At 69.5% G+C, this 24,182-nt stretch carries 20 protein-coding genes; 16 read left to right on the plus strand and 4 right to left on the minus strand.

From position 1 onward, the window contains the following. Positions 1 to 124: 124 nt before the first annotated feature. From BHS09_RS30020 to BHS09_RS30075, 12 genes are all read left to right on the plus strand, one after another. Positions 125 to 319, plus strand: a complete 195-nt coding sequence (locus BHS09_RS30020; RefSeq protein WP_140794848.1) for a hypothetical protein — start codon at positions 125 to 127, stop codon at positions 317 to 319. Then, on the plus strand, positions 316 to 3,288 hold the full coding sequence (locus tag BHS09_RS30025) for an ATP-binding protein (protein ID WP_140799730.1): 2,973 nt from the start codon (positions 316 to 318) through the stop codon (positions 3,286 to 3,288). The genes BHS09_RS30020 and BHS09_RS30025 overlap by 4 nt, the downstream gene beginning before the upstream one ends. Continuing rightward, positions 3,285 to 4,667 (plus strand): sigma-54-dependent transcriptional regulator, encoded by a 1,383-nt coding sequence (locus tag BHS09_RS30030; RefSeq protein ID WP_140799731.1) that lies wholly within the window; start codon positions 3,285 to 3,287, stop codon positions 4,665 to 4,667. The genes BHS09_RS30025 and BHS09_RS30030 overlap by 4 nt, the downstream gene beginning before the upstream one ends. Positions 4,668 to 4,803: 136 nt before the next feature. Next, the gene (locus BHS09_RS30035; RefSeq protein ID WP_140799732.1) at positions 4,804 to 5,631 is read left to right on the plus strand and encodes a hypothetical protein; all 828 of its coding nucleotides are present in this window, start codon (positions 4,804 to 4,806) and stop codon (positions 5,629 to 5,631) included. A 154-nt stretch (positions 5,632 to 5,785) separates the two neighbouring features. Continuing rightward, positions 5,786 to 6,892: a hypothetical protein gene (locus tag BHS09_RS30040; RefSeq protein ID WP_237079908.1), complete on the plus strand. Its 1,107-nt coding sequence runs from the start codon at positions 5,786 to 5,788 to the stop codon at positions 6,890 to 6,892. A gap of 28 nt (positions 6,893 to 6,920) precedes the next feature. Then, positions 6,921 to 8,885 carry an acetate--CoA ligase gene (gene acs, locus BHS09_RS30045; protein WP_140799734.1) on the plus strand — a complete coding sequence of 655 codons (1,965 nt, stop codon included), beginning with the start codon at positions 6,921 to 6,923 and terminating at the stop codon, positions 8,883 to 8,885. 16 nt (positions 8,886 to 8,901) lie between these two features. Next, positions 8,902 to 9,186 (plus strand): DUF485 domain-containing protein, encoded by a 285-nt coding sequence (locus BHS09_RS30050; RefSeq protein WP_140799735.1) that lies wholly within the window; start codon positions 8,902 to 8,904, stop codon positions 9,184 to 9,186. A 7-nt stretch (positions 9,187 to 9,193) separates the two neighbouring features. Further along, complete coding sequence (locus tag BHS09_RS30055) at positions 9,194 to 10,828, plus strand: sodium:solute symporter family transporter (protein ID WP_140799736.1); 1,635 nt, start codon at positions 9,194 to 9,196, stop codon at positions 10,826 to 10,828. Between the two features lie 43 nt (positions 10,829 to 10,871). After that, positions 10,872 to 11,699: an ion transporter gene (locus tag BHS09_RS30060; protein ID WP_140794856.1), complete on the plus strand. Its 828-nt coding sequence runs from the start codon at positions 10,872 to 10,874 to the stop codon at positions 11,697 to 11,699. A 148-nt stretch (positions 11,700 to 11,847) separates the two neighbouring features. Beyond that, positions 11,848 to 12,561: an MBL fold metallo-hydrolase gene (locus BHS09_RS30065; RefSeq protein ID WP_140799737.1), complete on the plus strand. Its 714-nt coding sequence runs from the start codon at positions 11,848 to 11,850 to the stop codon at positions 12,559 to 12,561. A gap of 281 nt (positions 12,562 to 12,842) precedes the next feature. Next, a complete protein-coding gene (locus tag BHS09_RS30070) occupies positions 12,843 to 14,411 on the plus strand; it encodes an HsdM family class I SAM-dependent methyltransferase (protein WP_174258933.1) in 1,569 nt (522 codons plus the stop codon). 114 nt (positions 14,412 to 14,525) lie between these two features. Next, positions 14,526 to 15,080 (plus strand): superoxide dismutase family protein, encoded by a 555-nt coding sequence (locus BHS09_RS30075; protein ID WP_140794859.1) that lies wholly within the window; start codon positions 14,526 to 14,528, stop codon positions 15,078 to 15,080. A gap of 55 nt (positions 15,081 to 15,135) precedes the next feature. Here BHS09_RS30075 and BHS09_RS30080 read toward each other — a convergent pair whose 3' ends face one another. Then, positions 15,136 to 17,415: a glutamine amidotransferase gene (locus BHS09_RS30080; protein WP_140799738.1), complete on the minus strand. Its 2,280-nt coding sequence runs from the start codon at positions 17,413 to 17,415 to the stop codon at positions 15,136 to 15,138. Positions 17,416 to 17,442: 27 nt separating this feature from the next. Continuing rightward, positions 17,443 to 18,201 carry a DUF4159 domain-containing protein gene (locus BHS09_RS30085; protein ID WP_140794861.1) on the minus strand — a complete coding sequence of 253 codons (759 nt, stop codon included), beginning with the start codon at positions 18,199 to 18,201 and terminating at the stop codon, positions 17,443 to 17,445. Positions 18,202 to 18,258: 57 nt separating this feature from the next. Here BHS09_RS30085 and BHS09_RS30090 point away from each other — a divergent pair, with 57 nt between their 5' ends. From BHS09_RS30090 to BHS09_RS30105, 4 genes are all read left to right on the plus strand, one after another. Then, positions 18,259 to 18,522, plus strand: coding sequence for a molecular chaperone DnaJ (locus BHS09_RS30090; RefSeq protein ID WP_140799739.1), 264 nt, complete (start codon positions 18,259 to 18,261; stop codon positions 18,520 to 18,522). 32 nt (positions 18,523 to 18,554) lie between these two features. Beyond that, positions 18,555 to 19,259: a hypothetical protein gene (locus BHS09_RS30095; protein WP_140794863.1), complete on the plus strand. Its 705-nt coding sequence runs from the start codon at positions 18,555 to 18,557 to the stop codon at positions 19,257 to 19,259. Between the two features lie 79 nt (positions 19,260 to 19,338). Beyond that, on the plus strand, positions 19,339 to 20,772 hold the full coding sequence (locus BHS09_RS30100; RefSeq protein WP_140799740.1) for a DUF6250 domain-containing protein: 1,434 nt from the start codon (positions 19,339 to 19,341) through the stop codon (positions 20,770 to 20,772). Positions 20,773 to 20,791: 19 nt separating this feature from the next. Continuing rightward, positions 20,792 to 22,360: a beta-ketoacyl synthase N-terminal-like domain-containing protein gene (locus BHS09_RS30105; protein ID WP_140794865.1), complete on the plus strand. Its 1,569-nt coding sequence runs from the start codon at positions 20,792 to 20,794 to the stop codon at positions 22,358 to 22,360. Between the two features lie 21 nt (positions 22,361 to 22,381). On the opposite strand, the gene BHS09_RS30110 is transcribed toward BHS09_RS30105, so the two are convergent. Both BHS09_RS30110 and BHS09_RS30115 read right to left on the minus strand, forming a co-directional pair. Beyond that, on the minus strand, positions 22,382 to 22,933 hold the full coding sequence (locus tag BHS09_RS30110; RefSeq protein ID WP_140794866.1) for a hypothetical protein: 552 nt from the start codon (positions 22,931 to 22,933) through the stop codon (positions 22,382 to 22,384). A 90-nt stretch (positions 22,934 to 23,023) separates the two neighbouring features. After that, a complete protein-coding gene (locus BHS09_RS30115; RefSeq protein ID WP_140799741.1) occupies positions 23,024 to 24,130 on the minus strand; it encodes a sigma-70 family RNA polymerase sigma factor in 1,107 nt (368 codons plus the stop codon). Positions 24,131 to 24,182: the final 52 nt, after the last annotated feature.

The following is a 24,182-nucleotide window of genomic DNA, read 5'->3' on the forward strand; positions in this document are numbered from 1 at the left end:
GTCCGGACAGCAGGTGCGCCGTGAGGCTGCTCCTCCCGCGCCCGGCGAACCGAACCACCGCTTCCACACGACGCACATGGCGGCCTCGTCACCCGAAGGCGACGCGGCTGGTATCCTCGCCGCCATGAAGCGCCCTACCGAGCCCGACGCCCCCGTGATGCCGTCGCTGCTCGTCTTCGCCGTCGCGGTGCTCCTCTTCGGCTCCCCCCTGCGCCGGCTCTGGCTGGCGGAGGGCGCGCCGGGGTACCTGCCCTTCGCGGTGTGGCTGGGCGTCATCCTCCTGGGCGGCTGGGCGGCGCGCCGGAGTCGTGGCCCATGACGCTCGAGCTCGGCTCGCTCGTCGCCGCGTCCGTCGCCTACCTGCTGGTGCTCTTCCTGGTGGCCTACGCGGCGGAGCGAGGCGCCATCCCCGCGCGCATCACCCAGCATCCGCTCGTCTACGCGCTGGCCCTGGGCGTGTACGCCACGTCGTGGTCCTACTTCGGCAGCGTGGGCTACGCGGCCCGGCATGGCTTCCGCTACCTGGGCATCTACCTGGGCGTCACCCTGGCGTGCCTGCTGATTCCCGTGCTGTGGCGCCCGCTGCTGCGCCTGTCCCGCGAGCTGCAACTCACCTCGCTGGCGGACGTGCTGGCCTTCCGCTACCCGGGGCAGTCCACCGGCACGGCGGTGACGCTGTTCCTGCTGGCGGGCAGCCTGCCCTATCTGGCGCTCCAGGTGCGGGCCGTCGTGGAGTCCGCGCGCGTGCTCAGTCCCTCCGCGTCTCCCACGCTAGTGGGCCTTGGCTTCTGCGCGGTCCTCACCGTCTTCTCCGTCCTCTTCGGCGCACGGCACCTCACCCCGCGCGAGCGGCACGAAGGCCTGATGTTGGCCATCGCCTTCGAGTCCGCGGTGAAGCTCGTCGCCCTGGTGGCCGTGGGCGCCTGGGCGGTCTGCAACGTGTTCGGCGGCGTGGACGGGCTGCTGGCCTGGGTGGACGCGCATCCAGAGGCCATCGAAGGGCTCCAGCGCCCGGCGCGGGATGCCTCCTGGTCACCGCTGCTGGTGCTCTCTTGCGCGGCCGCGTTCCTCACGCCTCGCAGCTACCACGTGGCCTTCACCGAGGCCCCGGAGCGAGAGGGACTGGCCACCGCCACCTGGGCCTTCCCGCTCCTGTTGCTGGTGATGAACCTGGTGGTCCCCGTGGTGCTCTGGAGCGGCGAGGCGCTGGGGCTGCCCTGGCCCGCGGACTTTCACGTGCTGGCGGTGCCCGCGTCGCGCGGCGCCACGTGGCTGGCGCTGGGCGCGTTCCTGGGCGGCGTCTCCGCGGCCAGCGCCATGGTCATCGTCACCACGCTGGCCCTGGCGCCCATGTGCCTCACGCACCTGGTGCTGCCGCTGGGCTACGCACGCGGGCAGCCGCATCTCTACGGCTGGCTGCTGTGGGCGCGCCGGCTGCTCATCGGCATCATCATCCTGGCCGGCTACGGCTTCCACTGGCTGCTGAACATCAGCGGCACGGGGCTGGTGGACCTGGGGCTGGTGTCCTTCGTCGCGGTGGCGCAGTTCATCCCGGGCGTGCTGGGGCTGCTGTTCTGGAAGCGGGGCACGCGCGCCGGGCTGCTGACGGGCCTGGCGGTGGGCGCCAGCTTGTGGTTCCTGACGCTGGTGGTGCCCCTGTGGGCGTCGCCGGGCGTCGTCGCGTGGACGCACCGCATGGCGGCGCTGCTCGGGTTCTCCGACAGTGAGCCCTGGGGCTTCGCCACCTTCGCCTCGCTCACGCTCAACGGGCTGGCCTTCATCGGCGTGTCGCTGGCGACGCGCCAGTCCGCCGAGGAAGCGGAGGCCGCGCGGGCCTGCACACGCGAGGAGGCCGCGCCCGCCGCGGGTGGCGTGGTGGCGGGCTCGCCCGACGAGTTCCGTCGCAAGCTGGCCCCGCTGCTGGGTGAGGAGGCCGCGACGGCGGAGGTGGACCGGGCGCTGAAGTCCCTGTCGCTGCCGCAGGACGAGCGCCGGCCCTCCGAGCTGCGCCGCCTGCGCGACGGCGTGGAGCGAAACCTGTCGGGCCTGCTGGGCCCCGTGCTCGCGCGGATGACGGTGGAGGAGGCGCTGCGGCTGGAGCCCGGCGCGCGCACGGCCCTGGCCGAACAACTCCGCTTCGTCGAGGAGCGCCTTCGCGACGCGAGGGGACTGCAAGGCCCGGTGCCCGCGCTGGAGGCCGTGCGCCGCTACCTGCGCCGCATCCTGGAGGACCTTCCGGTGGGCGTCTGCGCCGTGGGGCCGGATGGTGAGGTCGTCATCTGGAACGCGACGCTCGAGCAGCTCTCCGGCGTGCCAGTGGACACAGTGCGTGGCCATCCCCTGGAGGCCCTGCCCGCACCCTGGGGCCCGCTGCTGTCCGGTTTCGCCAGCGGTGTGGACGGAGACACGGAGACGCGTGTCACCGTGGCGGGCGTCGAGCGCATCCTCCGGCTGCACCGCTCGCGGCTCTCTCCCGCGGAGCAGGGCACGGGCACGTCCGAGGGCATGGCCCTCCTGGTGGAGGACTTCACGGCACGAAAGGCCGTGGACGCGCGCATGGCGCATCAGGACCGGCTGGCCTCGCTGGGGCGCGTGGCCGCGGGCGTGGCCCATGAGATTGGCAACCCGCTGACGGCCATCGCCAGCCTGACGCAGAACCTCAAGTACGAGTTGGAGGACCCGGCGGCGGTGCAGGAGCGCGCGGGGCTCATCCTCCAGCAGTGCCGGCGCATCGACGCCATCGTCCGGACGCTGGTGGGCTTCAGCCACGAAGGCACGGTGGGCGGACAGGCGCGGCCCTTCACGCGCGTCGCCGTGGCGCCACTGCTGAGCGAAGCCGTGCAACTGGCGCGGCTGGCGCGCAAGCAGCATGGGGTGAGCTTCGAGCATCGCTGTCCAGAGGGCCTGGAGGTGCAAGGCGACGCGCAGCGGCTGGAGCAGGTGCTCGTCAACCTGCTGACCAACGCGATGGACGCCTCACCCGAGCACGGCATGGTGGAGCTGGAAGCGGACACCGACGGTGGCGCGGTGCGCCTGCGCGTCATGGACCGGGGACACGGGATTCCCACCGAGCTGGCGCAGCGCGTGTTCGAGCCCTTCTTCACCACGAAGGGCCCCGGCGAGGGAACGGGCCTGGGCCTGGCGCTCGCGGCGGGCATCGTCCGAGAGCACGGCGGAACGATGCAGGTGGACAAGCGGCAGGGGGGAGGGACTAGCGTCGTGGTGAGCCTTCCGGAGCCACGCCGGATGGAAGCCAGCGTGAACCCCGAGCGGGAGTCCCCGGCATGAGCCGCATCCTGGTCATCGAAGACGAGCCCATCATCCGCACGGAGCTGCGCCGGCTGCTCGTGCGCGCGGGGCATGACGTGTCCGAGGCGGGCTCGGTCCAGGAGGCGTCGAGCGACTACCCGTTGGACTCGTTCGACCTGGTGCTGTCGGACCTGCGCCTGCCGGGCGCCCCGGGGACGGACATCATCTCCATGTGTCCGGGTGTGCCGGTGCTCATCATGACCAGCTACGCCACCGTGAAGTCGGCGGTGGACGCGATGAAGCTGGGCGCGGTGGACTACATCGCCAAGCCCTTCGACCACGACGAGCTGCTGATGCAGGTGGAGCGGGTGCTGCGCGAAGGCCTGCTGACGCGGCAGAACGCGGCGCTCAAGCGCGAGGTGGAGCAGGCCCACCCCGTCAGCGGCATGGTGGGCAACAGCGCCGCGATGCGCGAGGTCTTCGAGCGCGTCCGCAAGGTGGCGCCCTCCCCCGCCACCGTGCTGGTGCTGGGCGAATCCGGCACGGGCAAGGAGCTGGTGGCGCGGGCCCTCCACGCCCAGAGCCCCCGGGCGGACGGGCCGCTGGTGGCGGTGAACTGCGCGGCCATTCCCGAAGGCCTGCTGGAGAGCGAGCTGTTCGGCCACGAGAAGGGCGCCTTCACCGGCGCGCAGGCCGCGCACCCGGGGCTCGTGGAGGCGGCGCACGGCGGCACGCTCTTCCTGGACGAAATTGGCGAGCTGCCCGCGCCCGCCCAGGCGCGCCTGTTGCGCATGCTCCAGGACGGCGAAGTGCGGCGAGTGGGCGCGACGCGGCCCCGAAAGGTGGACGTGCGCATCGTCGCGGCGACCCACCGGGACCTGCCCCGCCGGGTGCAGGAGGGGTCCTTCCGTCAGGACCTCTACTTCCGCCTGCGCGTGGTGGAGATTCGCCTGCCGCCGCTGCGGGAGCGCACGGAGGACGTGCCCGCGCTGGCCAGGCACCTGCTGGAGAAGGCGAGCCGCAAGATTGGCCGCCCCACGGCGAGCCTGTCTCCCGAGGCCCTGGAAGCGCTCACCTCCCATCCCTGGCCGGGCAACGTGCGCGAGCTGGAGAACGCCCTGGAGCGCGCCGTCATCCTCGCGGATGGCCCGGTGGTGACAGCGGGACTCCTGGCGCTGGAGCTGCCCGACACGGCGGACAGCTTCGGAGCGTCCACCGAGTCCACCGACACAAGCCCTGCCGCCGCCGAGGACGCCACCGGCGCCTCCCCGGACTCCATGGAGGAGTACTTCCGCCGCTTCGTCATGGAGAACCAGGAGCACATGGGCGAGACGGAGCTGGCGAAGCGCCTGGGCATCAGCCGCAAGGCTTTGTGGGAGAAGCGCCAGAAGCTGGGCATCCCTCGCACGCGAGCCTGAGGCACGGCGCCCGCGCGCCTGTCCACTGCCCTCCAGTGCTGGAAGCCCGTCCGCCATGGGCGCCGCCCCGGCACGGCGGAACGCCCGCCGCGCCCCATCGCTAGGATTCCCGCCAACACACCCCAGGGGGGAACTCATGGCAGACAGCGTGCCTGTGATTGGCAGTGGGGCTGGCAATCGCGCGGGGGAAGTCGTTGGCGTCATTCCTCGCGCGGAGTACGGGCGGATGGTGGTGCTCACCACGGTCATGCCCCTGGCCGTCCTCACCACGACGTGGTTCCTGCCGCCGGGATGGAACCTGCTCGGAACGGCCGCCATGCTCACCGGCTTCCTGCTGGTGTTGGGCAAGGCCATCGCGGGCGTACCGCTGGCGCTTCTCATCAGTGAGCGCAACCTGATGAGCCTCTCCCGCTTCCAGGCGCTCGTGTGGACCGTGGTGGTGATGGCGGGCTACCTGACGATGACGCTCTCCCGCGCGAAGTCAGGCGCGTCCAACGCCGTGGGGGTCGACATCCCCCAGGAACTCTGGATTGCCATGGGCATCTCCACCACGTCCCTGCTGGGCACACCGCTGGTGCTGGGCGGCAAGCGCGCGCGCAGCCCGGACGAGAAGCTGGTGCAGAACACCTCCGTCCAGCTCGCGGAGGCGACAGAGGACATCGACGCTCACCGCCAGGGCGTGCTCTACGCCAACGCGAACATGACGGACGCGCGCATGGCGGACATGTTCCAGGGAGACGAGGTGGGCAACACCGCGCACATCGACCTGGCCAAGGTGCAGATGTTCTATTTCACGCTCATCGCCGCGGTGGGCTACTTCATGGACGTGGCCATGTCGGTGGCGCGCGGGATGACCAGCGCGATGCCCGCCCTGTCGCAAGGCATGCTCGCCCTGCTGGCCATCAGCCATGGTGGATACCTGCTAGGAAAGACAGGCGACCACTCGAACTCCAAGCAGACCTGACGCCGCGCGCGAAGCGTTACGACGCAGCGCACGAAGCGTTACCGCGGTAACGCGAACGTCACCTTCGGTAACGTCCTGACGCGCCGAGCCAACCTGCAACGTCTTGAATCTCCGAGCGCGGGGCGTTGGCAGACACGTTGCTCTGTGCTGGAGCATGCGCACTGCCCCCGCACGCATGCTGTCGTTCATGGCCGCGCTCGCGGTCCTGCTGTCAGCCACTCCGTCGAGCGCATTCAAGATTCCCCTCAGCGAGGAGTCCTACCTCAACGTCGCCATCCTCCTGCAGCCGCAGCTCCAGATTGTCGACAAAGGCGCGCCGTCCGGCGGCCCCAGCTCCGACATGTTCCTGCGGCGCACGCGCCTGCTCGTCTTCGGCAACATCACCCAGAAACTGTCGTTCTTCGCCGAAACGGACCAGCCCAACTACGGCAAGAACGGCGACTGGAACGTCGCCTTCTTCATCCAGGACGCGTTCATCTCCTACGAGGTGGCGGAGAAAGTCTGGATTGACGTGGGCATGCTGCTGCCGCCGCTGACGCGCCATGTCCTCCAGGGCGCCATCGCGTTGCAGGCAGTGGACTACCACTCCAACCTGGTCCGCTGGGCACCTGGCGTGGGCAAGGTGTGGCGGGACATCGGCGTGCAGGTCCGCGGCTTCGCCGGCCCCTTGGGCTTCCGGGCCGCCATCTTCAATGGCGTCAACGGCAAGACGACCCCGGATGGCACCGTGCTCAACCCGGACGATTTGCCTCGCGTCACGGCGATGGCGCGCTGGAACTTCTTCACGCGCGAGGAGGACCTCTTCTTCCAAGGCATCTACTTCGCCTCCGAGCCGCGCTTGTCGGTGGGCATCGGCGCCGACTACCAGCCCAAAGCAGTGGCCACGGAGTCCGGTCTCCATGACTCGTTGGGCACGGCCGCGGACGTGTTCCTCGACGTGCCCCTGGCGAACGACCAGGAGTTCGTCTTCAACGCCACCCTCTTCCACTACCGCCAGGGCCTGGACAACCCACAGAGCGGCACGGGCTTCTACGCGGAGACGGGCTGGCGCTTCGGCAAGCTCCAGCCGCTCATCTCCGGCGAGTACTTCAAGGCGCGCGTGGACGGCCAGGACCTGCTCGCGCTCAAGCCCGGCTTCAACATCTGGTTCCAGAAGCACACGCTCAACCTCCGGACAGAGGTCGCCGTCGCGTGGACGGGCGACATCTCCCAGGCGCGTGCCTCCGTGACGGGCACGAGCCAGCTGCAGCTCTTCTACTAACCCTCCTCCACCCCCAAGGATGCCGACGATGGCCCAGACGCAGGACGCGCTCATTCCCACGAAGGACGCCTTCAGCCGCAAAGCCCACGTGAAGAGCCTGGAGGACTACCAGCGCCTCTACCAGCGCAGCATCCAGCAGCCCGAGGCCTTCTGGAGTGAGATGGCCGAACAGCTCACCTGGTTCCACAAGCCAGACGCCATCATGGACCTGGACGCCGAACAGGTGGACTTCTCCTGGTTCGGCGGCGGCAAGCTCAACGCGGCCTACAACTGCATCGACCGGCACGCCAAGGAGCGCCCCGGCAAGGTCGCCATCATCTGGGCGAAGAACGAGCCGGGCGAATACGAATCCATCACCTACCGCGACCTCCAGCACCACGTGGGCCGCGTGGCCAACGTGCTGAAGGCGCACGGCGTGCGCAAGGGCGACCGCGTCTGCATCTACCTGCCCATGGTGCCGGAGCTCGCCTACACCATGCTCGCGTGCGCGCGCATCGGCGCGGTGCACTCCGTGGTGTTCGCCGGCTTCTCATCGGAGGCCCTGCGCGAGCGGATTCTCGACTCCGGCGCCAAGGTGCTCATCACCGCCAACGAAGGTCCGCGAGGCCCCAAGTTCGTGGCCACCAAGGCCATCGCAGACGAGGCCGTGGAGGGCCTGTCCCTGGTGGAGTCCATCCTCGTGGTGCGCCGCACGGGCAAGGATGTGCCCATGCTCGCCGGCCGCGACTACTGGCTGGACGCGGAGATGGCGAAGCACCGCGGCGTCTGTCCCGCGGAGTGGATGGACTCCGAGGACCCGCTCTTCATCCTCTATACGTCCGGCTCCACGGGGAAGCCCAAGGGCGTGCTGCACACCACGGGCGGCTACCTCGTCTACGCGGCCACCACGTTCCGCTACGTCTTCGACATCCAGCCGGAGGACGTCTACTTCTGCGCGGCGGACCTGGGCTGGGTCACCGGCCACAGCTACATCCTCTACGGGCCGCTGATGAACGGCACCACCACGGTGATGTTCGAGTCCACGCCCACCTTCCCGGACGCGGGGCGGCTGTGGCGCGTGGTGGACGACCTCAAGGCCACCATCCTCTACACCGCGCCCACCGCGCTGCGCTCGCTCATCAAGGAGGGTGACGCGTGGGTGAAGAAGTCCTCGCGCCAGTCGCTGCGCCTCCTGGGCAGCGTGGGCGAGCCCATCAACCCGGAGGTGTGGCGCTGGTACCACGACGTCGTGGGCGAAGGCCGCTGCCCGGTGGTGGACACGTGGTGGCAGACGGAGACGGGCGGCATCCTGATTGCGCCGCTGCCGGGGGCCACGCCCACCAAGCCGGGCTCCGCCACCCTGCCCTTCTTCGGCGTGGAGCCGGTGCTGGTGGACGACGAGGGCCGCGTCATCGAAGGCAACGGCGTCAGCGGCAACCTGTGCCTGGCGCGCTCGTGGCCGGGGCAGGCCCGCACGCTGTACGGCCACCACCAGCGCTTCAAGGAGACGTACTACGCGCGCTTCCCCAACCTGTACTTCACCGGTGACGGGTGCCGCCGCGACGAGGACGGGTACTACTGGATTACCGGCCGCGTGGATGACGTGCTCAACGTCTCCGGGCACCGCCTGGGCACCGCCGAGGTGGAGAGCGCGCTGGTGGCCCATGAGGCCGTCGCCGAGGCCGCCGTGGTGGGCTTCCCGCACGACCTCAAGGGCACGGGCGTGTGCGCGTTCGTCACGGTGAAGCCGGACTGGCAGGAGTCCAGCTCCGAGCAAATGGTGGGCGCGCTCAAGGAGCAGGTCCGGCATGTCATTGGCCCCATCGCCACGCCGGACCGGGTGGTGCTGGTCAACGGCCTGCCGAAGACGCGCTCCGGGAAGATTCTGCGCCGCATGCTCCGCAAGATTGCCTCGGGCGAGGTGGAGAACCTGGGTGACGCCAGCACCCTGGCGGACCCGGCGGTGCTCGACGAACTGCTCGCGAAGGCCACACCCCCACAGGCGAAGCGCTGACCGGAGGAGAAACCCCATGTCCACGAATCCGAATGAGGAAGCGCTGGAAGCACTCGCGGCGGCGCGCTGGCGCGTGGCCGGCGTGCTCACCGTGACGACGCTGGTGGCGTACCTGGGCTTCATCCTGCTGGTGGCGTTCAACAAGCCGCTCATGGGGCAGCAGTTCGTCCCCGGCCTGTCCATTGGCATCCTGCTGGGCGCGCTGGTCATCGTCGCGGCCTGGGCGCTGACGGGCATCTACATGCTGTGGGCGAACGGGAAGTACGACCGCGCCCTGCACCAACTCCGCGGTGGGAAGTGAGGCAGGCATGAACCCGGCAGAAACGACGACGCAGCTCGGCCAGCCGAACGCGACGGCCATCCTGTTCTTCCTCATCTTCGTCGGCATCACCCTGGCGATTACTTACTGGGCGGCACGCAAGACGAAGACGACCTCGGAGTTCTTCGCCGCGGGCGGCGGCGTGAGCGCGGCGCAGAACGGCTTCGCGCTCGCGGGCGACTACATGAGCGCCGCCAGCTTCCTGGGCATCGCGGGCCTGGTGGCGACGTCCGGCTTCGACGGGCTCATCTACTCCGTGGGCTGGCTGGTGGGCTGGCCGGTCGTGACGTTCCTCATCGCCGAGCCCCTGCGCAACCTGGGCAAGTACACCTTCGCGGACGTGGTGGCCTACCGGCTGAAGCAGACCCCGGTGCGGCTGTCGGCCGCGGTGGGCACGCTCACCGTGGTCAGCTTCTATCTGATTGCGCAGATGGTGGGCGCCGGCAATCTCATCCACCTGCTGTTCGGCCTGTCCTACGAGATGGCGGTCATCATCGTGGGCGCGGTGATGATTCTCTACGTGCTCTTCGGCGGGATGATTGCCACCACGTGGGTGCAGATCGTCAAGGCGGTGCTGCTGCTGGCAGGCGCCACGGGGCTCGCGGGCATGGTGCTGTCCAAGTTCGGCTTCAGCCCGCTGCGGCTCTTCAACGAGGCCGCCACCCAATACGGCGCGGAGGTGCTGGCACCTGGGAAGCTGGTGAACAACCCGCTGGAGGCCATCTCCCTGGGCGTGGCGCTGATGTTCGGCACCGCGGGCCTGCCGCACATCCTGATGCGCTTCTACACCGTGCCGGACGCGAAGGCGGCGCGCAGCAGCGTCTTCTACGCCACGGGGCTCATCGGCTACTTCTACCTGGTGACGTTCATCCTGGGCTTCGGCGCGTCCGTGCTGGTGGGCCGTCAGGCGATTACCGGCGTGGACAAGGGCGGCAACATGGCAGCGCCCATGCTCGCCGAAGTCGTGGGTGGCACGGGCTTCCTGGGCTTCATCTCCGCCGTCGCCTTCGCCACGATTCTGGCGGTGGTGGCCGGCCTGACGCTGTCCGGCGCGGCGGCGCTGTCCCATGACTTGTGGTCCAGCGTGGTGCGCAAGGGCCAGGCCCCCGAGGCGGAGCAGCTCAAGGTAGCCCGGCTGGCCAGCCTCTTCCTGGGCGTCCTGGCCATCATCCTGGGCGTGGCCTTCAAGGGGCAGAACGTGGCCTTCATGGTGGGTCTTGCCTTCGCCATCGCGGCGAGCGCCAACTTCCCGGCGCTGCTCCTGTCCATGGCCTGGAAGAAGTTCACCACGAATGGCGCGGTGGCCAGCATGCTCACGGGCGCCATCAGCTCGGTGCTCTTCATCTTCCTGTCCCCCACGGTGCAGGTGGACCTCCTGGGCAACACGTCCGCGCTGTTCCCCCTGCGCAACCCGGGCGTCATCACCATTCCCCTGGCGTTCATCGTGGGCGCGGCGGTGTCGCTGCTCTTCCCCGAGCACGAGTCCGCCGCCCGCTTCGCCGAGGTGAAGCACCGGATGCACGTGGGGGCGCCCCAGCCGGCCCCCGCGGTGGCGTCGGTGGCATCGAAGCCGGCCGCGGAGCAGTCCCGCCCCGCTGCCTCGGGTAGCGAAGCCGAGGCCTGAGGACGGGCATTCCCCTGGGGCACGGGTCGCCTACACTGGGCCCGTGTCCAACGCCTCAGAGCAGGGCCCCACCGAGGGCCTCCGCGGTCGGTTGCACGAAATCATCTTCGAGGCGGAGACGCCCGCGGGCAGGGCATTCGACGTCGGCCTCCTGTGGGCCATCCTCTTCAGCATCATCGCGGTGATGCTGGAGAGCGTCGCCTCGGTGCGGGCCCAGTACGGGAGCGTGCTGCTCGGCGTCGAGTGGTTCTTCACGGGCCTGTTCACCCTGGAGTACCTGCTCCGGCTCTTCTCCGTCAGCAAGCCGCTGCGTTACGCCCGCAGCTTCTTCGGGCTGGTGGATTTGCTGGCGATCCTGCCCACCTTCCTGAGCGTGCTGATTCCCGGGGCGCAGTCCCTGCTGGCGATTCGAGTGCTGCGGCTGCTGCGCGTCTTCCGCGTGCTCAAGCTGACGCACCTGCTCGGCCAGGCGGAGGTGCTGCTCACCGCGCTGCGCGCCAGCCGCCCGAAAATCACCGTCTTCCTGGGTACCGTGCTGACCATCGTCGTCATCATGGGCGCGCTGATGTACGTGGTGGAGGGCCAGGAGAACGGCTTCGACAGCATCCCGCGCGCCATGTACTGGGCCATCGTCACCGTGACGACGGTCGGCTTTGGCGACATCACCCCCAAGACGGCACCTGGGCAGTTCATCGCCTCCATCCTGATGGTGATGGGCTACGGCATCATCGCGGTGCCCACGGGCATCGTCTCCGTGGAGCTGGCCGCCGCCACGCGGCACGCGGTGGACAACCGGGCGTGCCCCGCCTGTGGCCAGCAGGGGCATGACCTGGATGCGCATTTCTGCAAGCACTGCGGCCACGGGCTCTAGGTCGCGGGCGCTCGCATGGCCCCCGTACCGGCGGCCGGGCACTTCCTGGACGGGACGGAGGCGGAACGGGCGTCCGATTCCAGCCAATGCTCCTCACAGGGTGAAGCTTATCGACGGAGCCCTGGCTCTCGATGCCCTGGAGGCAACCATGCTCTTCCGCCAGCTCTTCGACACGACGTCGTCGACGTACACCTATCTGCTTGGGGACGAGGAACGAGGAACGGCACTCCTCATCGACCCCTTCGCGGAGAAGCTCGACCGGGACCTCACGCTGCTGCGGGAGCTTGGCCTCTCCCTCACCCATGTGCTCGACACGCACGTGCACGCGGACCATGTCACTGCGTCCGGCCTGCTCCGGACTCGCACGGGCGCCAAGGTGGTGGGCGGCACAGCTGGGGCACCGTGCGCTGACATCCACGTGAAGCATGGCGACACGCTGCGCGCCGGGACCTTCACGCTCCAGGTGCTCGCGACGCCGGGCCACACGGATGACAGCGTGAGCTACCTTTTGGGAGACCGTGTCTTCACCGGGGATGCCCTGCTCATCCGTGGCAATGGCAGGACAGACTTCCAGAATGGGAACGCCGGCACCTTGTATGACTCCATCACCCGAGTGCTGTTCGCGCTTCCCGATGAGACGCTCGTGTACCCGGCCCATGACTACAAAGGGCTGACGGTGACGACCATCGGCGAGGAGAAGCGGCACAACCCGCGCGTGGCCGGCCGGAGCCGCGACGGCTTCATCCAGCTCATGAACAACCTGGGCCTGCCGAAGCCCAAGCTCATCGACGTGGCGGTTCCCGCCAACCGCGCTTGTGGACTGACGGCACCGGTCAGCACGCAAGACAGCCTCACACATTGAGGCACAGGAGGGGCGGCACCAGCTCAAGGCTTGCTGCCCATCCGGCCCGGAGCCCACGCAAACACGCCACGACATCGACTCGCGAGCCTCCGGGAATCTTGGCGCACCCGCCACGTTCCTGAGCCAACCTGTAACAACACGGCAGCGAGCCCCCAGGCATCACACACGCCTGCGACTCCAGGGCAGGTATGTTGATGCCAAGCGCACAACTCGCTGAAACACCCGCCAGAAAGCAGGCCCTCGACGTTCACTCCGCACCACGCTGGGTAGGATGCGGTTCCATGCCACGCACCGCGCATAGGCCGCTGGAAGTGGATGAGGAGAAGCTCGTCCTTCAATTCCCCAGCCTGGACCGTAAGGCCGTGGGTGCTTTCTTCACGCCTGCACCGCTGGCGGAACGCACCCTCGCGCTCGCACTCCAGCACGTAGGGGGAGGCCCCCTCACCGTCGTGGACCCCTCGTGCGGCGCGGGCGCCTTCCTCACCGCCGCTTCGCGGCTGCGGCCCGGCGTCCGGCTCTGCGGCCTTGAGTTGGACCCCGAGGTCGCCCGCCTCTGCCAGGCCCGCGTGCCCGAGGCCACCGTGCGCGCGGGAGACGCGCTGCGAGACGGACTGGAGCCCCTGCTCGCCACCACTCCGCCGGAGCACCAGGAGCTGTGGGTGGGCAACCCGCCCTACAACGGAACCTCCTCCGTGCTGAAGGACCCGGGCACCTATGCCCGGCTGCGCGCCCTGCTCCCCCTGGCGCTGATGCCCGGCACCAGCCTGCGCGACGACTTCGCCTTCTTCCTCCTGGTGGCCGCGCACCGGCTGGCCACCCGCCCCGGCGCGCTCGCCTTCATCACCCCCGCGAGCTTCCTCGACGCCTTCATGTACGCGCCGCTGCGCCAGTCGCTGCTGGAGACGCTCTCCCTGCGCGAGGTGGTGGACCTGGGCCCCGGCGCATTCGCGGGCACGCAGGTGCGGACCTGCATCACCGTGTGGAGCTCCCTCCCGGGCCCCCACCCCGCCCCGCGCTTCGAGCGCCGGGGCATCGGAACTCACTTCACCCCCGAGCCCCCCGAGTGGCGGCTCGCGCCCACCGCGCCCGAGGCCTCCGCCCTGGATGCCCGCTGGCGACAGAGCGGTGAGCCCCTGACACGGCTCGTCCCCGTCAGCCTCCCCGGCGTGAAGACACGCTTCGACGAATTGCTGGTGGACGCCGACCCGGAGCGGCTCCTCACGCGCGTGAAGGACTTCGCGGCCACGCCGGAAGAAGCCCTGCCCGAGTTCGCGAAGGCGCACGGCCTGCCAGAGGAGTTGATGCCCAAGCTGCGCGCACTGAAGGCCGGGCCACCGCTGGAGGTGGACGCCAGCTACGTGCGGCCCTTCTATCGCTACGGCGGCGCGCGCCACCGCGGCAGCGTTCCCCCCGAGGCCCGCGCCTACTGCTACCTGGACCGTCGGCTCGTCCCCCGTGGCGACCACCGGCTGCGCGGCCCCTATGACCCGCACCTGGGCGCGGTGAAGCTGCTCTTCAACGTGCGCGAGCTGCCCCTGTCGGCAGCGCTGCTGGAGGACGAAGGCTGCGTGCATGACCACCGCCACGCGCGCTTCGCCCCGCTCTATGTGCCGCAGCGCCTGCGCGACGAGGGCCTGGGCCTCACCCGGTCCGTGAAGACACGGGACGAACTGGGCCCGCTGGTGCCCAACCTCTCTCCCCAGGGCCTGGCGTGGGCCGAACGCCTGGGCGGCCCCCTGCCCGCCTTCCAGGCACTGGTCCGATTCCTCAACGGGCCGGAAGTCCAAGGCATCTGGGCGCCCGCCTTCGGCGCCTCTCGCGTGGTGCCCGTGCCCCTCACGGAGGAGTGAGCGCTACAGGGCAGATGGCTCGCGTGCCCGCTTGCTTTCCCCAGCGGCGGGCACGAGCAACCGCTAGTGTCCATCTTCGCTCCGTAGCGCACGTCCCAGGAGGAAGACACACTCATGAAGATTCGAGCCCTGCTCACCGCCGCCGCACTGACCGCCGCCCTCCCCGCCCTGGCTCAGGAGAACGCGGGCACGCCGCCGCCGGCGGACAAGAAGACGCAGCCCAAGGGCCAGACGGCCAAGGCCCAGGTGAAGGACTCCGAGGGCAAGGACGTGGGCGAAATCACCCTCGAGCAGACCCAGCAAGGCGTCCTCATCAAGGGCAAGCTGAGCAACCTGCCGCCGGGCCAGCACGCCTTCCACATCCACGAGGTGGGCAAGTGCGAGGGGCCCGCCTTCACCACGGCTGGCGGCCACTTCAACCCCAGCAAGAAGGCCCACGGCCTGCTGGCGCCCAAGGGCAAGCACCAAGGCGACCTGCCCAACCTCTACGTGGCGAGCGACGGCACGGTGCAGTTCGACATCTTTTCGCAGAACGGTCTCACCCTGAAGTCGCTGTTCGACAAGGACGGCTCCGCGGTGGTGGTGCACGCCAAGGAGGACGACTACCACACCGACCCGACGGGCGACGCGGGCGGCCGCATCGCCTGCGGCGTGGTGGAGAAGTCGTAGTCCGCCCCACGCGAGAAGCAACCGGGCCTCTCCCTCGCACTGGGAGAGGCCGCTGTCACACGTAGCCGAAGCGCCGGCGGGCGAACCACTCCGCGCCCAGCAGCGCGATGAGCGCCACCAGGTAGTACCAGCGGTCCCACAGCGGCTGGTCCCTGGCGCGGCCCACCTCCACCACCGGCGGATCCAACAGCGGCACATCCGGAAGGCCGTCCTGCGGCAGCTTGTACGACTTGCCGCCCGTCTCCTTCGCGATCTGCGCCATCAACTCCGGCCGCACGGACGCGTCCGACAACTCGGGCCCCACGGCGCGCACGGCCACCGCGTCCTCGCCCTTGCCCAGGTCCGTCTCGCCCTTCTTCGCGGAGGCCAGCAGCTTGTAGGGCCCGGGCGCGGGGGGCTCGAACTCCAGCCGCACCACGCCGTCCGTCCCCGTGGTGCCCGTCTGCACCGCCACCGGCTTCTGCGTGGCGACGGAGAAGAGCTCCACCCGCACCTGCGCGTCCTGCGCCGGCTGGTAGTCCGCCATCCGCGCCTGCACCACCACGCCCACGGGCCGGCCCGGCTCCACGGACGGCGGGTCCGCCGTCACCTTCAGCGTCGTCAGGTCCGGGTCTCTCACCAGCCACCGGAGCGCATTGCCCCAGAAGCGGTCATACGCGCGGCTGGGCGAGCCATCCTTGTGCGCCGCGAAGGCCCAGTACCAGGAGGCGTCCGTGGCCATCACCAGCGAGCGGCCGCGGCCGTAGTCCCACACGGCCACCAGCGGCGCGTTCTTCCCGCCCACTGTCTGGTGCGGGTGGTCCAGCAGCACCGTGGCCCCCGGACGCGCCTGCGTCATGTTGGCGCCAGGGATGGGCGGCAGCTCCGCCCACGCGGCCTCCGTGCTGGCGGCGCCCATGCCAATGCCCGTCACCGGGTGGCGCAGGCCCTCGGGCGTCAGACGCGGCTTGAAGGCGTCCAGGTTGGCGGGGCCCGCGGCCGCCACCGGCAGCGCCTCCATCAGCGTGGGCATGGTGGCGCGGCCTTCGCCCAGCACACTGTCGCCGCCAATCATCACGAAGGCGCCGCCGTTGTGGACGTAGCGCTCCAGGTTGCGCTCGTACTCGGCGATGGAGAGCGACGGGTCCGAGTGCCCGAAGTTCTGGAAGATGACGACGTCGAAGGTGTCCAGCTTCGTGTCGAAAATCTCCTCCATGGGGAACGGGATGAGGGACAGCTCGCGCTGGTCGTTCACCACGCCCGGGTCGTCCGACAGCGTGCGCAGGATGTAGAAGGACACCAGGTCCACGTTGGCGTCCTGGCGCAAGAGGCCACGCAGGTAGCGCTCGTCCCAGGAGGGCCGTCCCACCACCAGCAGCACGCGCACGCGGTCCCGAATCACCTTCAGCGTGAAGGAGCGCGTGTTGTTGTCCGCCACGGCCTCGCCCGGGAAGGTGGGCACCGTCACCGTGTAGACGAAGCGCCCCGTCTGGTCCGGGGTGAAGGTGAAGGCCACGGGCTTCACGTCGTCCGCGGACTCCATCCGCACCACCTTGCTGGCGACCGTCTTGCCTTCCTGGCTGAGCACCACGGGGATGTCCTGCCCCGCGAAGCCGCGGCCGTGAATCTCCACCTCCACGGTGAGCGAGTTGCGCACGAAGGCGAAGTCATCCACCTTCAGCCCCTCCACGGCGACGTCCTTCAGCGTCTCCTGCCCCACGGTGAAGGTGGAGACGGGGACGTTCAGGTCCGCCAGCGCCGCGCGCGCCCGGCCCACCACGCCCGCCTTGAGCTCGGTGTTGTCCGCGCCGTCGCTGAAGAGCAGCACCCCGGACAGCTTGCGCGAGCCCTGCCCCGCCCCCGCCGCGGCACGCACCGCCGCGAGCAGGTCCGTGGTGCCCGCGCGCGCGGGCGTCTTCAGCGCCTCAGGCGTCACTGGCGCCAGCTCCGGGTCGAAGCCATACAGCTCCACCGTGAAGCGGTCCTGCAGCTCCGCCAGGCGCGGCGCCGCCCGTTCCAGGAAGTCGGCCACTTCTTCGGAGCGCGTGCGTCCGCCCACCTCCGCGGGGAAGCTCATGGACGCGGAGCGGTCCACCAGCACCGCGACGCGGTTCTTCATGCGCGCCACCTGCAGGTGACGGATGCCGGGCTCCAGCAGGAAGAAGAGCGCGGCCAGGCCGGCTCCGACGCGCAGGGCCCAGAGCAGGACCCGGCGCCCGCGCGAGGGCTCACGGCGCACGCCCCAGGCGGCCAGCGCCACGCCCAGCACCAGCCCCAGGGCGAGCAGGACCAACGCCCACGGTGGCAATGGCGAGAGGGTGACGAGCTTCCAGGCGTTGAACGTGGGGGAATTCATCCAGGCTTTCGGCGGAGGGCCGGTGCTTCAGCGCCGCTTGTTGAGGATGAGCGGCAGGTGGACGGCATCGTCCTTGTAGTCCAGGCAGAGGGCATACATGCAGACGTTGATGCCCAGCCGTACCGCCAGCTCGCGCTGGGGCTCGCCACCCGGCGAGACGTCGAACTCGTAGTCACCCGACTCGCTGCGGCTCCACGCCCCGGCCAGGTCGTTCTGCGAGTACAGCACCGCGGCGCGCTTACCCAGGTTGCAGCCCATCAACTGGGGCTTGTTGAGCACCCGCCCGGGCGCCGCGTCCAGCAGGAAGAAGGACTTGAACACCACGTGCTTCGACGGCACCTCGGCCAGCGGGCTCTGCGGCAGCACCCGCGCCATCTCCCGGCGGAAGGACGCATCGAAGCCGGCGCCGTCGCTGGCGTCGTTGGCGTCCGCGAGCATGAAGCCGCCGTACGTCAGGTAGCGGCGCAGGTTGGCCACCTCCGCCTCCTCCAGCGGGGGGAACTCCCCCTCGCCGCCGAAGTAGAGGAACGGGTATTCGAAGAGGTCCGGTGAGCTGAGCGGAAACGGGCGCGCGTCCGGCACGACTTCCACGGAGGTGCGGCGCTGGAGCTCCCAGGCGATGCGGCGCAGCCCGGACAGCCGTGTATCCCAGCGGCCCTTGTGACGGGCCACGGCGGGGATGAAGCGGTTCTTCTCACCGAAGGCATGCGCCCGCCGGGCCAGCAGTGGGGCGAGCGCGGCGGTGCCGAGCAAGAGGTTTCGACGGGTCAGACGCCGCGCGGACATAGGGCGTATCTATATACCGTCGACGGGTATGCGCATTCCCCGGTATAGAACGGCGTCATGGCGAAAGGCGGACAGACGCCCCCGGCGCCCGGCTCGGCGGAGGCACATGCCGCCTGGGCCCGGAAGGAGGCGGGCGACGTGGCTGGTGCACGGCGCGACGCCGAGCGAATCCTCGCGGGCAGTCCGTCCGCCGAGGACCGCGCGGAGGCGGAGGAGTTGCTGCGGCGCACCGCCACCCCGCGCGCCCTCTACGGCTTCGCCCTGCTCGCCGCCACCGTCTTCGTGCTCCTGCTCGTACTCGCAATCGTCCGATACGCGTAAGCTTCGGCGGACCGCATCAAGGAGAATCTGCCATGGAAGGCCTCCTCCAGGCCCTCGGGGCTTACCAGACGTTCAATCCAACCGGCTGGGTGGCCATCTACCGGATGCTGCCCATGTGGGCCGGCATCGTGTGCTGTGTCGCCGGCGTGACGTTGCTCGTCGCCGGTGGGGGCAAGCTGTTCCGCGTGCTCGCGGGCCCCATTGGCGCGGTGCTGGGCCTGCTGTGGACGCCCGTGCTCGTCATGAAACTGGGCCTGCCGGACGTGACGAAGATGGCCACCATCGCCGCCGCGGTGCTGATGGCGCTGGGCTTCCTGCTCCCCACGGCCATCACCTTCCTGGGCGTGGGGGTGCCGCTGGGCCTGCTGGCCGGGCAGATCGCCGGGCAGCAGGACTTCCTGCTGGGCTTCGTGCCGGGCTTCATCATCGGCGGGCTGGTGGGCGCGATGTTGCAACGCCCGGTGGCAGTGATGGTGGCTTCCGCGGTGGGTGCGTGGATGCTCGTCATCGGCGCGCTCGCGGCGCTCCATCAGGTGGGCGGCGTGGTGCAGGCGGTGGCCAGCAAGCCCTGGGGCGTCATCATCGCCGCGGGCCTCTTCGCCGTGGCCGGCGCGGTGTACCAGTTGGCCGTCCGGCCCTCTCCCGAGGAGGCGGACAAGCTTCGCGCGGAGCGTGAGCGGCTCAAGGTGCGGCAGGCGGAGCAACATGCGCTCGAAAAACGGTGGGGGGTCAAGTAGCCCCCAGAGACTGGTGGCCGTGCTTTACGTCCACCTGCCCGGGGCGTAGATTCCGCCGCCTTTCCCCCCGGAAGGATTGATGGGCCAGGCCAGGCGTCAGGAGAAGCAGCACGAGTCCCCCACGGAGCCCGCTCCCCGGCAGGAGCCTCCCGCGAGCACCGCGTGGGTGAAGCCGACGGGACTGACTCGCAAGGGGTGGGCCGTGCTCGTCGGCCTCATCCTGGTCATCCAGTTCCCGCTCATCCACTACGCGCTGCTGCGCGGACAGGCGGAGGTGACGGCGAAGCTGCCCTACACGCAGGACTTCTCCGACCCGAGCGTGGTGGAGCGCGACTTCTTCTCCACGGGTGGCTACTGGCGCGTGCTGCAGGGCGAACTGCTCGCTCCCGGCGTGAAGAACAACCCGCTGTGGCTGCAGGCCCCGCTGCCGGATGACGTCGCCGTGGAATTCGACGTTCGCTCGGAGCTGCCCGCCGGTGACATCCGGGTGGAGCTCTTCGGCAACGGCGTGGACCCGGCCTCCGGCTACATCCTGGTGCAGGGCGGGTGGAACAACTCCACGTCCGTCATTGGCCGGCGCGACATGAACGCGCCCTCCCTGGACGCCCTCCGGCGCCGCGCCGCTCGCGGAGGCCAGGAGAACGTGGACCTGAAGGCCAGCGGCTATTTCAAGGAGAACACCAAGGTCCGGGTGGAGCTGCGAGGCCAGCCGGTGCAGGCGGGGCGCACGTACCACTGGCGCATCGAGCGCCGGGGCTCGCTGCTGCGCTGGTTCGTCGACGGCGAGCTGATGCTGGAGCTGGACGACCCCTTCCCACTCAAGGGCCCAGGGCAGGACCGGCTGGGCCTGTCCGGCTTCGAGTCCCAGATTTTCTACGACAACCTGCGCGTGGACACGCCGGACCGGCTGCCCTTCACGGCGGCGCCGCGCGCGCCCACGCCGCCCCCCGGCCCCTACGCGGACGACTTCAACCGCGACACGCTGGGTGACGCGTGGAACGCCACCAACCCCTCCGCGGTGAAACTGGTGGATGGGGCGCTGGTGGTGGAGCTGATGCACAACCGGCCGGTGTGGCTGAAGCAGCCCATTCCCACCAACGCCACCATTGAATTCGACGCCTGGACGGACAACCCGGAGGGCGACATCAAGGTGGAGGTGTGGGGCGACGGGCGCTCGTTCTACGCGGGCGACCTGCGGCTGCAGTACACCGCCACCGGGTACGTCATCATCTTCGGTGGCTGGCGCAACACCCAGTCCGCCATCGCCCGGCAGAACGAGCACACGAATGATCGGGCGGTGCGCGATGGCGCCGCGGTGGTGCCCGGCAAGCGCCACCACATCAAGATTACCCGCAACGGCGGCACCCTGGCGTGGGAGCTGGATGGCCAGCCCTACCTGACGCTCAAGGACCCCGTCCCGCTGGAGGGCCCACGCAATCAGTACTTCGGCTTCTCCGGTTGGAAGAACCGGGTTCACTTCGACAACTTGAAGATTCAGCCGCTCGCCCCCTAGCGGCGAAGGACAATCACACGTGCGCAGAGTAGGCATCTTCGGCTGGGGCGTCGTCGCCCCCCGGTCCAGGAACATCGAGGCGTTCGAGCGCAACCTCTCGTCGTCCGAAAGCTGGCTGTCCCCCTTCAACGGCTTCGGCCCCGACAACTTCCTCGTCGGCATGCCAGAGTTCGACCTGGCCGACTACAAGCCGTGGATTGACGCGCGCTTCCCGGGCAGCCGCTTCTCGCAGCTCGAGCGGAAGATGGGCCAGCCGACGCAGTTCGCCATTGGCGCCTTCATCCAGTCCCTGGCGCAGAACCCGGGCCTGGAGCAGGAGCTGCAGGCGCTGGGGCCCCGCGCGCACGTCTACGTGGGCACCGGCCTGGGCGACCTGCCCACCATCCGCTCCATCTCCCTGGACCTGTACCGCGCCCAGCGCCGGTGGGACCGCTTCTGGTCCGCGCCGGAGCGCAACGGCGCCCTGCGGAAGTGGCGTGAGACGCAGGAGCCACTGCCCGGCCTTCCGCCGGAGCCGTCCACGGTGGACGAGGCCACGCGCGACGAGGCCGAGGACGCGTGGTGGCACTTCTGGGCGGGCCGCTCGCCGGAGCTGCGCGAGTACCTGGACGAGCTGCGCGAAATCGAAGCCATTGGCGTGCCCGAGGACGGCGACGTGGAGTCCGCCAAGCTGGCCGTCATCAAGGAGAAGCGCACGCGCAACGCCCGGCTCCAGAAGAAGTGGATGTCGCCGGAGCCGCCGTGGAACGCCGTGTCCTCCAACGTGCTGTGGAACATCCACAACACGCCGGCCTCGCAGATTTCGATGATGGGCCGCATCACCGGCATGACGTTCGCCCCGGTGGCCGCGTGCTCGTCGTTCGGCTACGGCCTGCGGCTGGCCATCAACGCGATTCAATTGGGCCAGGCGAAGGCCGTCGTCATGGGCATGACGGACCCGCCGCCGATGCCGCTCACGGTGGGCGGCTTCTACAACGCCCGCGTCATCTCCGCGGACGCCGCCATCTCCAAGCCCCTCACCGCGCTGCGCGGGACGCACATCGCGGGCGGCTCGGTGGTGTGGGTGCTGGGTGACTTGGAGCACTTCGCGGCCAAGGGCTTCAAGCCGCTGGGCATGGAGCCCATCGCGGTGGGCGTCACCGCGGACGCCGACCACATCATCACCCCGTCCAAGGAAGGCCCCACGCTGGCCATCCGCGAGGCCCTGGCCGCCGCTGGCTGCGCCCCGGAGGACGTGGGCAGCTGGGACTTGCACGCCACCGCCACCCCGGGTGACTACCTGGAGGTCCAGAACCTGCGCGACGTGCTGCCCGAGCAGGTGCTGATTACGGCGCGCAAGGGCACCTTCGGCCACGGCATGTCCGCCGGCGGCGGCTGGGAGCTGACGGCGCAGTACCTGGGCTACGGCCAGGGCAAGGTGTTCCCCACGCCGCTGAAGGAAGCGGAGCTCAACAAGCAGATTTCCCGCGTGCACGGCCGCTTCGTCTTCGACGAAGCCGTCGAGGCGCCCGCGGGCTGCGCGGGCAAGCTGTCCATGGGCGTGGGCGGCATCAACGCCTGCGTCATCTCCCGCCCCTGGTCGAAGTAGGGGCGGGTTCCGCCGCGGGACTCAGGGGTGTGCGGCCAGCGCGTCCGCGTCGAAGCGCGCGGCCGCCTCCGGGTCACTGCGACGGAGAATCTCCAGCTCGATTTCCAGGTCCCGGAAGTAGTTCTGCCGGGTGGGGAGGACGCCGCTGGCCTGGCTGCTGTTGACGGCCTGGGCGTAGTCCTCGTCCGTCTTGATTTCCTTGTCCACGTAACCCACGCCAATGGACTGGGTGATGCGGTCTCCGCGCATCACCCGCAGGGCCGTGCCGCCGCTGGTGAGCACGATGCCCTGGACCAGGAAGCGAGACGCCGTGCCTGGGCCCAGGCTGCCGCCGCCGGAGTCCAGCCACTCCGTCTCCAGGACGTAGCGGCCCGGCATCTCCTTCCACGAGTAGCCGTGGCCCCGCAGCACCTCCTGGACGTGGGGCCACAGCTGCGCCAACTCCTGGCGGTAGACGTGGCTGGCCGCCTTGTCACGCACATAGTTCTTGCGCATCGAGCCGGAACAACCCGTGAGCGCCAGCAACGTGGCGACGACGAGACACACTCCCGAGAGGCGGGTGGAGCGGTGCATGAGGGGGTCCCCTGAAGGTGCGAGGAGAACGGCCGGGCGCCCCCAGCATATCGCCAGTGCCCGGCCGGACGCCTCGCCCCTCCCCCGCCGTCAGGCCTTGGGACTGGCCACCAGGTCGAAGTCCGGGATGTGCTCACGCATGAACTCACGCATCCGGTTGATGAGGGCCGCTTCAATCTGCCGGGCCCGCTCCCGGCTGACGCCGTACTTGTCGCCGATGTCCTGGAGCGTCAGGGGCTCGTCGGAGACGAGGCGGCTCTCGAAGATGAAGCGCTCCTTGCCCTCCAGCGTCCGGGCGAACTCGGACAGCTTCTCCCGGAAGAGGGCCTTGAGCTGCTCGGCGCCCAGGCGCTCGTCCGCCGGCATCGAGTTGGACGGCAGGTAGCGGTCCGCCCGGGTGGTCCGCGAGTCGTCGTCGTTGCCCAGGGGCGCGTCGATGGACATCTCGTCGTGTCCCAGCCGCTGGTCCATCTCCACCACGTCCTGCTCGGTGACGTTCAACCGCTCGGCGAGCAGCTTGGGGCTGGCCTCGAAGCCCTGGGCGATGAGCTTCTCCTGCTCCTGGCGCAACTTGAAGAAGAGCTTCCGCTGGGCCTCGGTGGTCCCCAGCTTCACCATCTTCCAGTTGTCCATGATGTAGCGAAGGATGTACGCGCGAATCCACCAGGCGGCGTAGCTGCTCAGCTTCACGCCGCGCTCGGGGTCGTACTTCTTCACCGCCTGCATCAGCCCGATGTTGCCCTCCTGGACCAGGTCCAGCAGGGACAACGGGTTGCGGTGGTACTCATGGGCCAGCTTGACGACCAGGCGCAGGTTGGATGCCACCAGCCGGTAGGCGGCGTTCACATCCCCGGATTCCTTGTAGTGCCGGGCCAGTTGGAGCTCTTCCTCCCGCGTCAGGAGCGGATGGCGCTGCACCTCGGCCATGTAGGCCTGGAGGGGGTCCCTGGGCGTGAGCCCCGTCTCCGCCGAGCGGACGAGCGCCCGGGGGGGCACCACGGGGGTGTCCAGTTCGGCCTCCGGTTCGACCTCCGCCAGCTCCGCCGCGTCCGGCTCCAGGGAATCCGGGTCCGATTGAGCCTCGACTTCCGCCCCCTCCACCTCGGCGTCCACGACGTCGCCAGCCCCGGGCGAGGCCGGCCGTTTCACGCGGGGTCGGGGGGACGTACCTTTGGTTCTTTTCCTCCCATTCGCCATGGGGGCTCCATACAGCAAAGTGCCGCGATTGTTGCCACAGGGTAATGCAGGG

It is taken from the genome of Myxococcus xanthus, from assembly GCF_006402735.1.
Taxonomy (GTDB): domain Bacteria; phylum Myxococcota; class Myxococcia; order Myxococcales; family Myxococcaceae; genus Myxococcus; species Myxococcus xanthus_A.

Bases quoted from the DNA above. Each gene is read 5' to 3' on its own strand.
- BHS09_RS30100 (WP_140799740.1), top strand. From the start codon at position 19,339: ATGGGCCAGGCCAGGCGTCAGGAGAAGCAGCACGAGTCCCCCACGGAG.
- BHS09_RS30040 (WP_237079908.1), top strand. From the start codon at position 5,786: ATGCGCACTGCCCCCGCACGCATGCTGTCGTTCATGGCCGCGCTCGCG.
- BHS09_RS30055 (WP_140799736.1), top strand. From the start codon at position 9,194: ATGAACCCGGCAGAAACGACGACGCAGCTCGGCCAGCCGAACGCGACG.
- BHS09_RS30075 (WP_140794859.1), top strand. From the start codon at position 14,526: ATGAAGATTCGAGCCCTGCTCACCGCCGCCGCACTGACCGCCGCCCTC.
- BHS09_RS30065 (WP_140799737.1), top strand. From the start codon at position 11,848: ATGCTCTTCCGCCAGCTCTTCGACACGACGTCGTCGACGTACACCTAT.
- BHS09_RS30070 (WP_174258933.1), top strand. From the start codon at position 12,843: ATGCCACGCACCGCGCATAGGCCGCTGGAAGTGGATGAGGAGAAGCTC.
- BHS09_RS30020 (WP_140794848.1), top strand. From the start codon at position 125: ATGAAGCGCCCTACCGAGCCCGACGCCCCCGTGATGCCGTCGCTGCTC.
- BHS09_RS30085 (WP_140794861.1), bottom strand. From the start codon at position 18,201: ATGTCCGCGCGGCGTCTGACCCGTCGAAACCTCTTGCTCGGCACCGCC.
- BHS09_RS30115 (WP_140799741.1), bottom strand. From the start codon at position 24,130: ATGGCGAATGGGAGGAAAAGAACCAAAGGTACGTCCCCCCGACCCCGC.
- BHS09_RS30080 (WP_140799738.1), bottom strand. From the start codon at position 17,415: ATGAATTCCCCCACGTTCAACGCCTGGAAGCTCGTCACCCTCTCGCCA.
- BHS09_RS30095 (WP_140794863.1), top strand. From the start codon at position 18,555: ATGGAAGGCCTCCTCCAGGCCCTCGGGGCTTACCAGACGTTCAATCCA.
- BHS09_RS30025 (WP_140799730.1), top strand. From the start codon at position 316: ATGACGCTCGAGCTCGGCTCGCTCGTCGCCGCGTCCGTCGCCTACCTG.
- BHS09_RS30090 (WP_140799739.1), top strand. From the start codon at position 18,259: ATGGCGAAAGGCGGACAGACGCCCCCGGCGCCCGGCTCGGCGGAGGCA.
- BHS09_RS30030 (WP_140799731.1), top strand. From the start codon at position 3,285: ATGAGCCGCATCCTGGTCATCGAAGACGAGCCCATCATCCGCACGGAG.
- BHS09_RS30110 (WP_140794866.1), bottom strand. From the start codon at position 22,933: ATGCACCGCTCCACCCGCCTCTCGGGAGTGTGTCTCGTCGTCGCCACG.
- acs (WP_140799734.1), top strand. From the start codon at position 6,921: ATGGCCCAGACGCAGGACGCGCTCATTCCCACGAAGGACGCCTTCAGC.
- BHS09_RS30050 (WP_140799735.1), top strand. From the start codon at position 8,902: ATGTCCACGAATCCGAATGAGGAAGCGCTGGAAGCACTCGCGGCGGCG.
- BHS09_RS30035 (WP_140799732.1), top strand. From the start codon at position 4,804: ATGGCAGACAGCGTGCCTGTGATTGGCAGTGGGGCTGGCAATCGCGCG.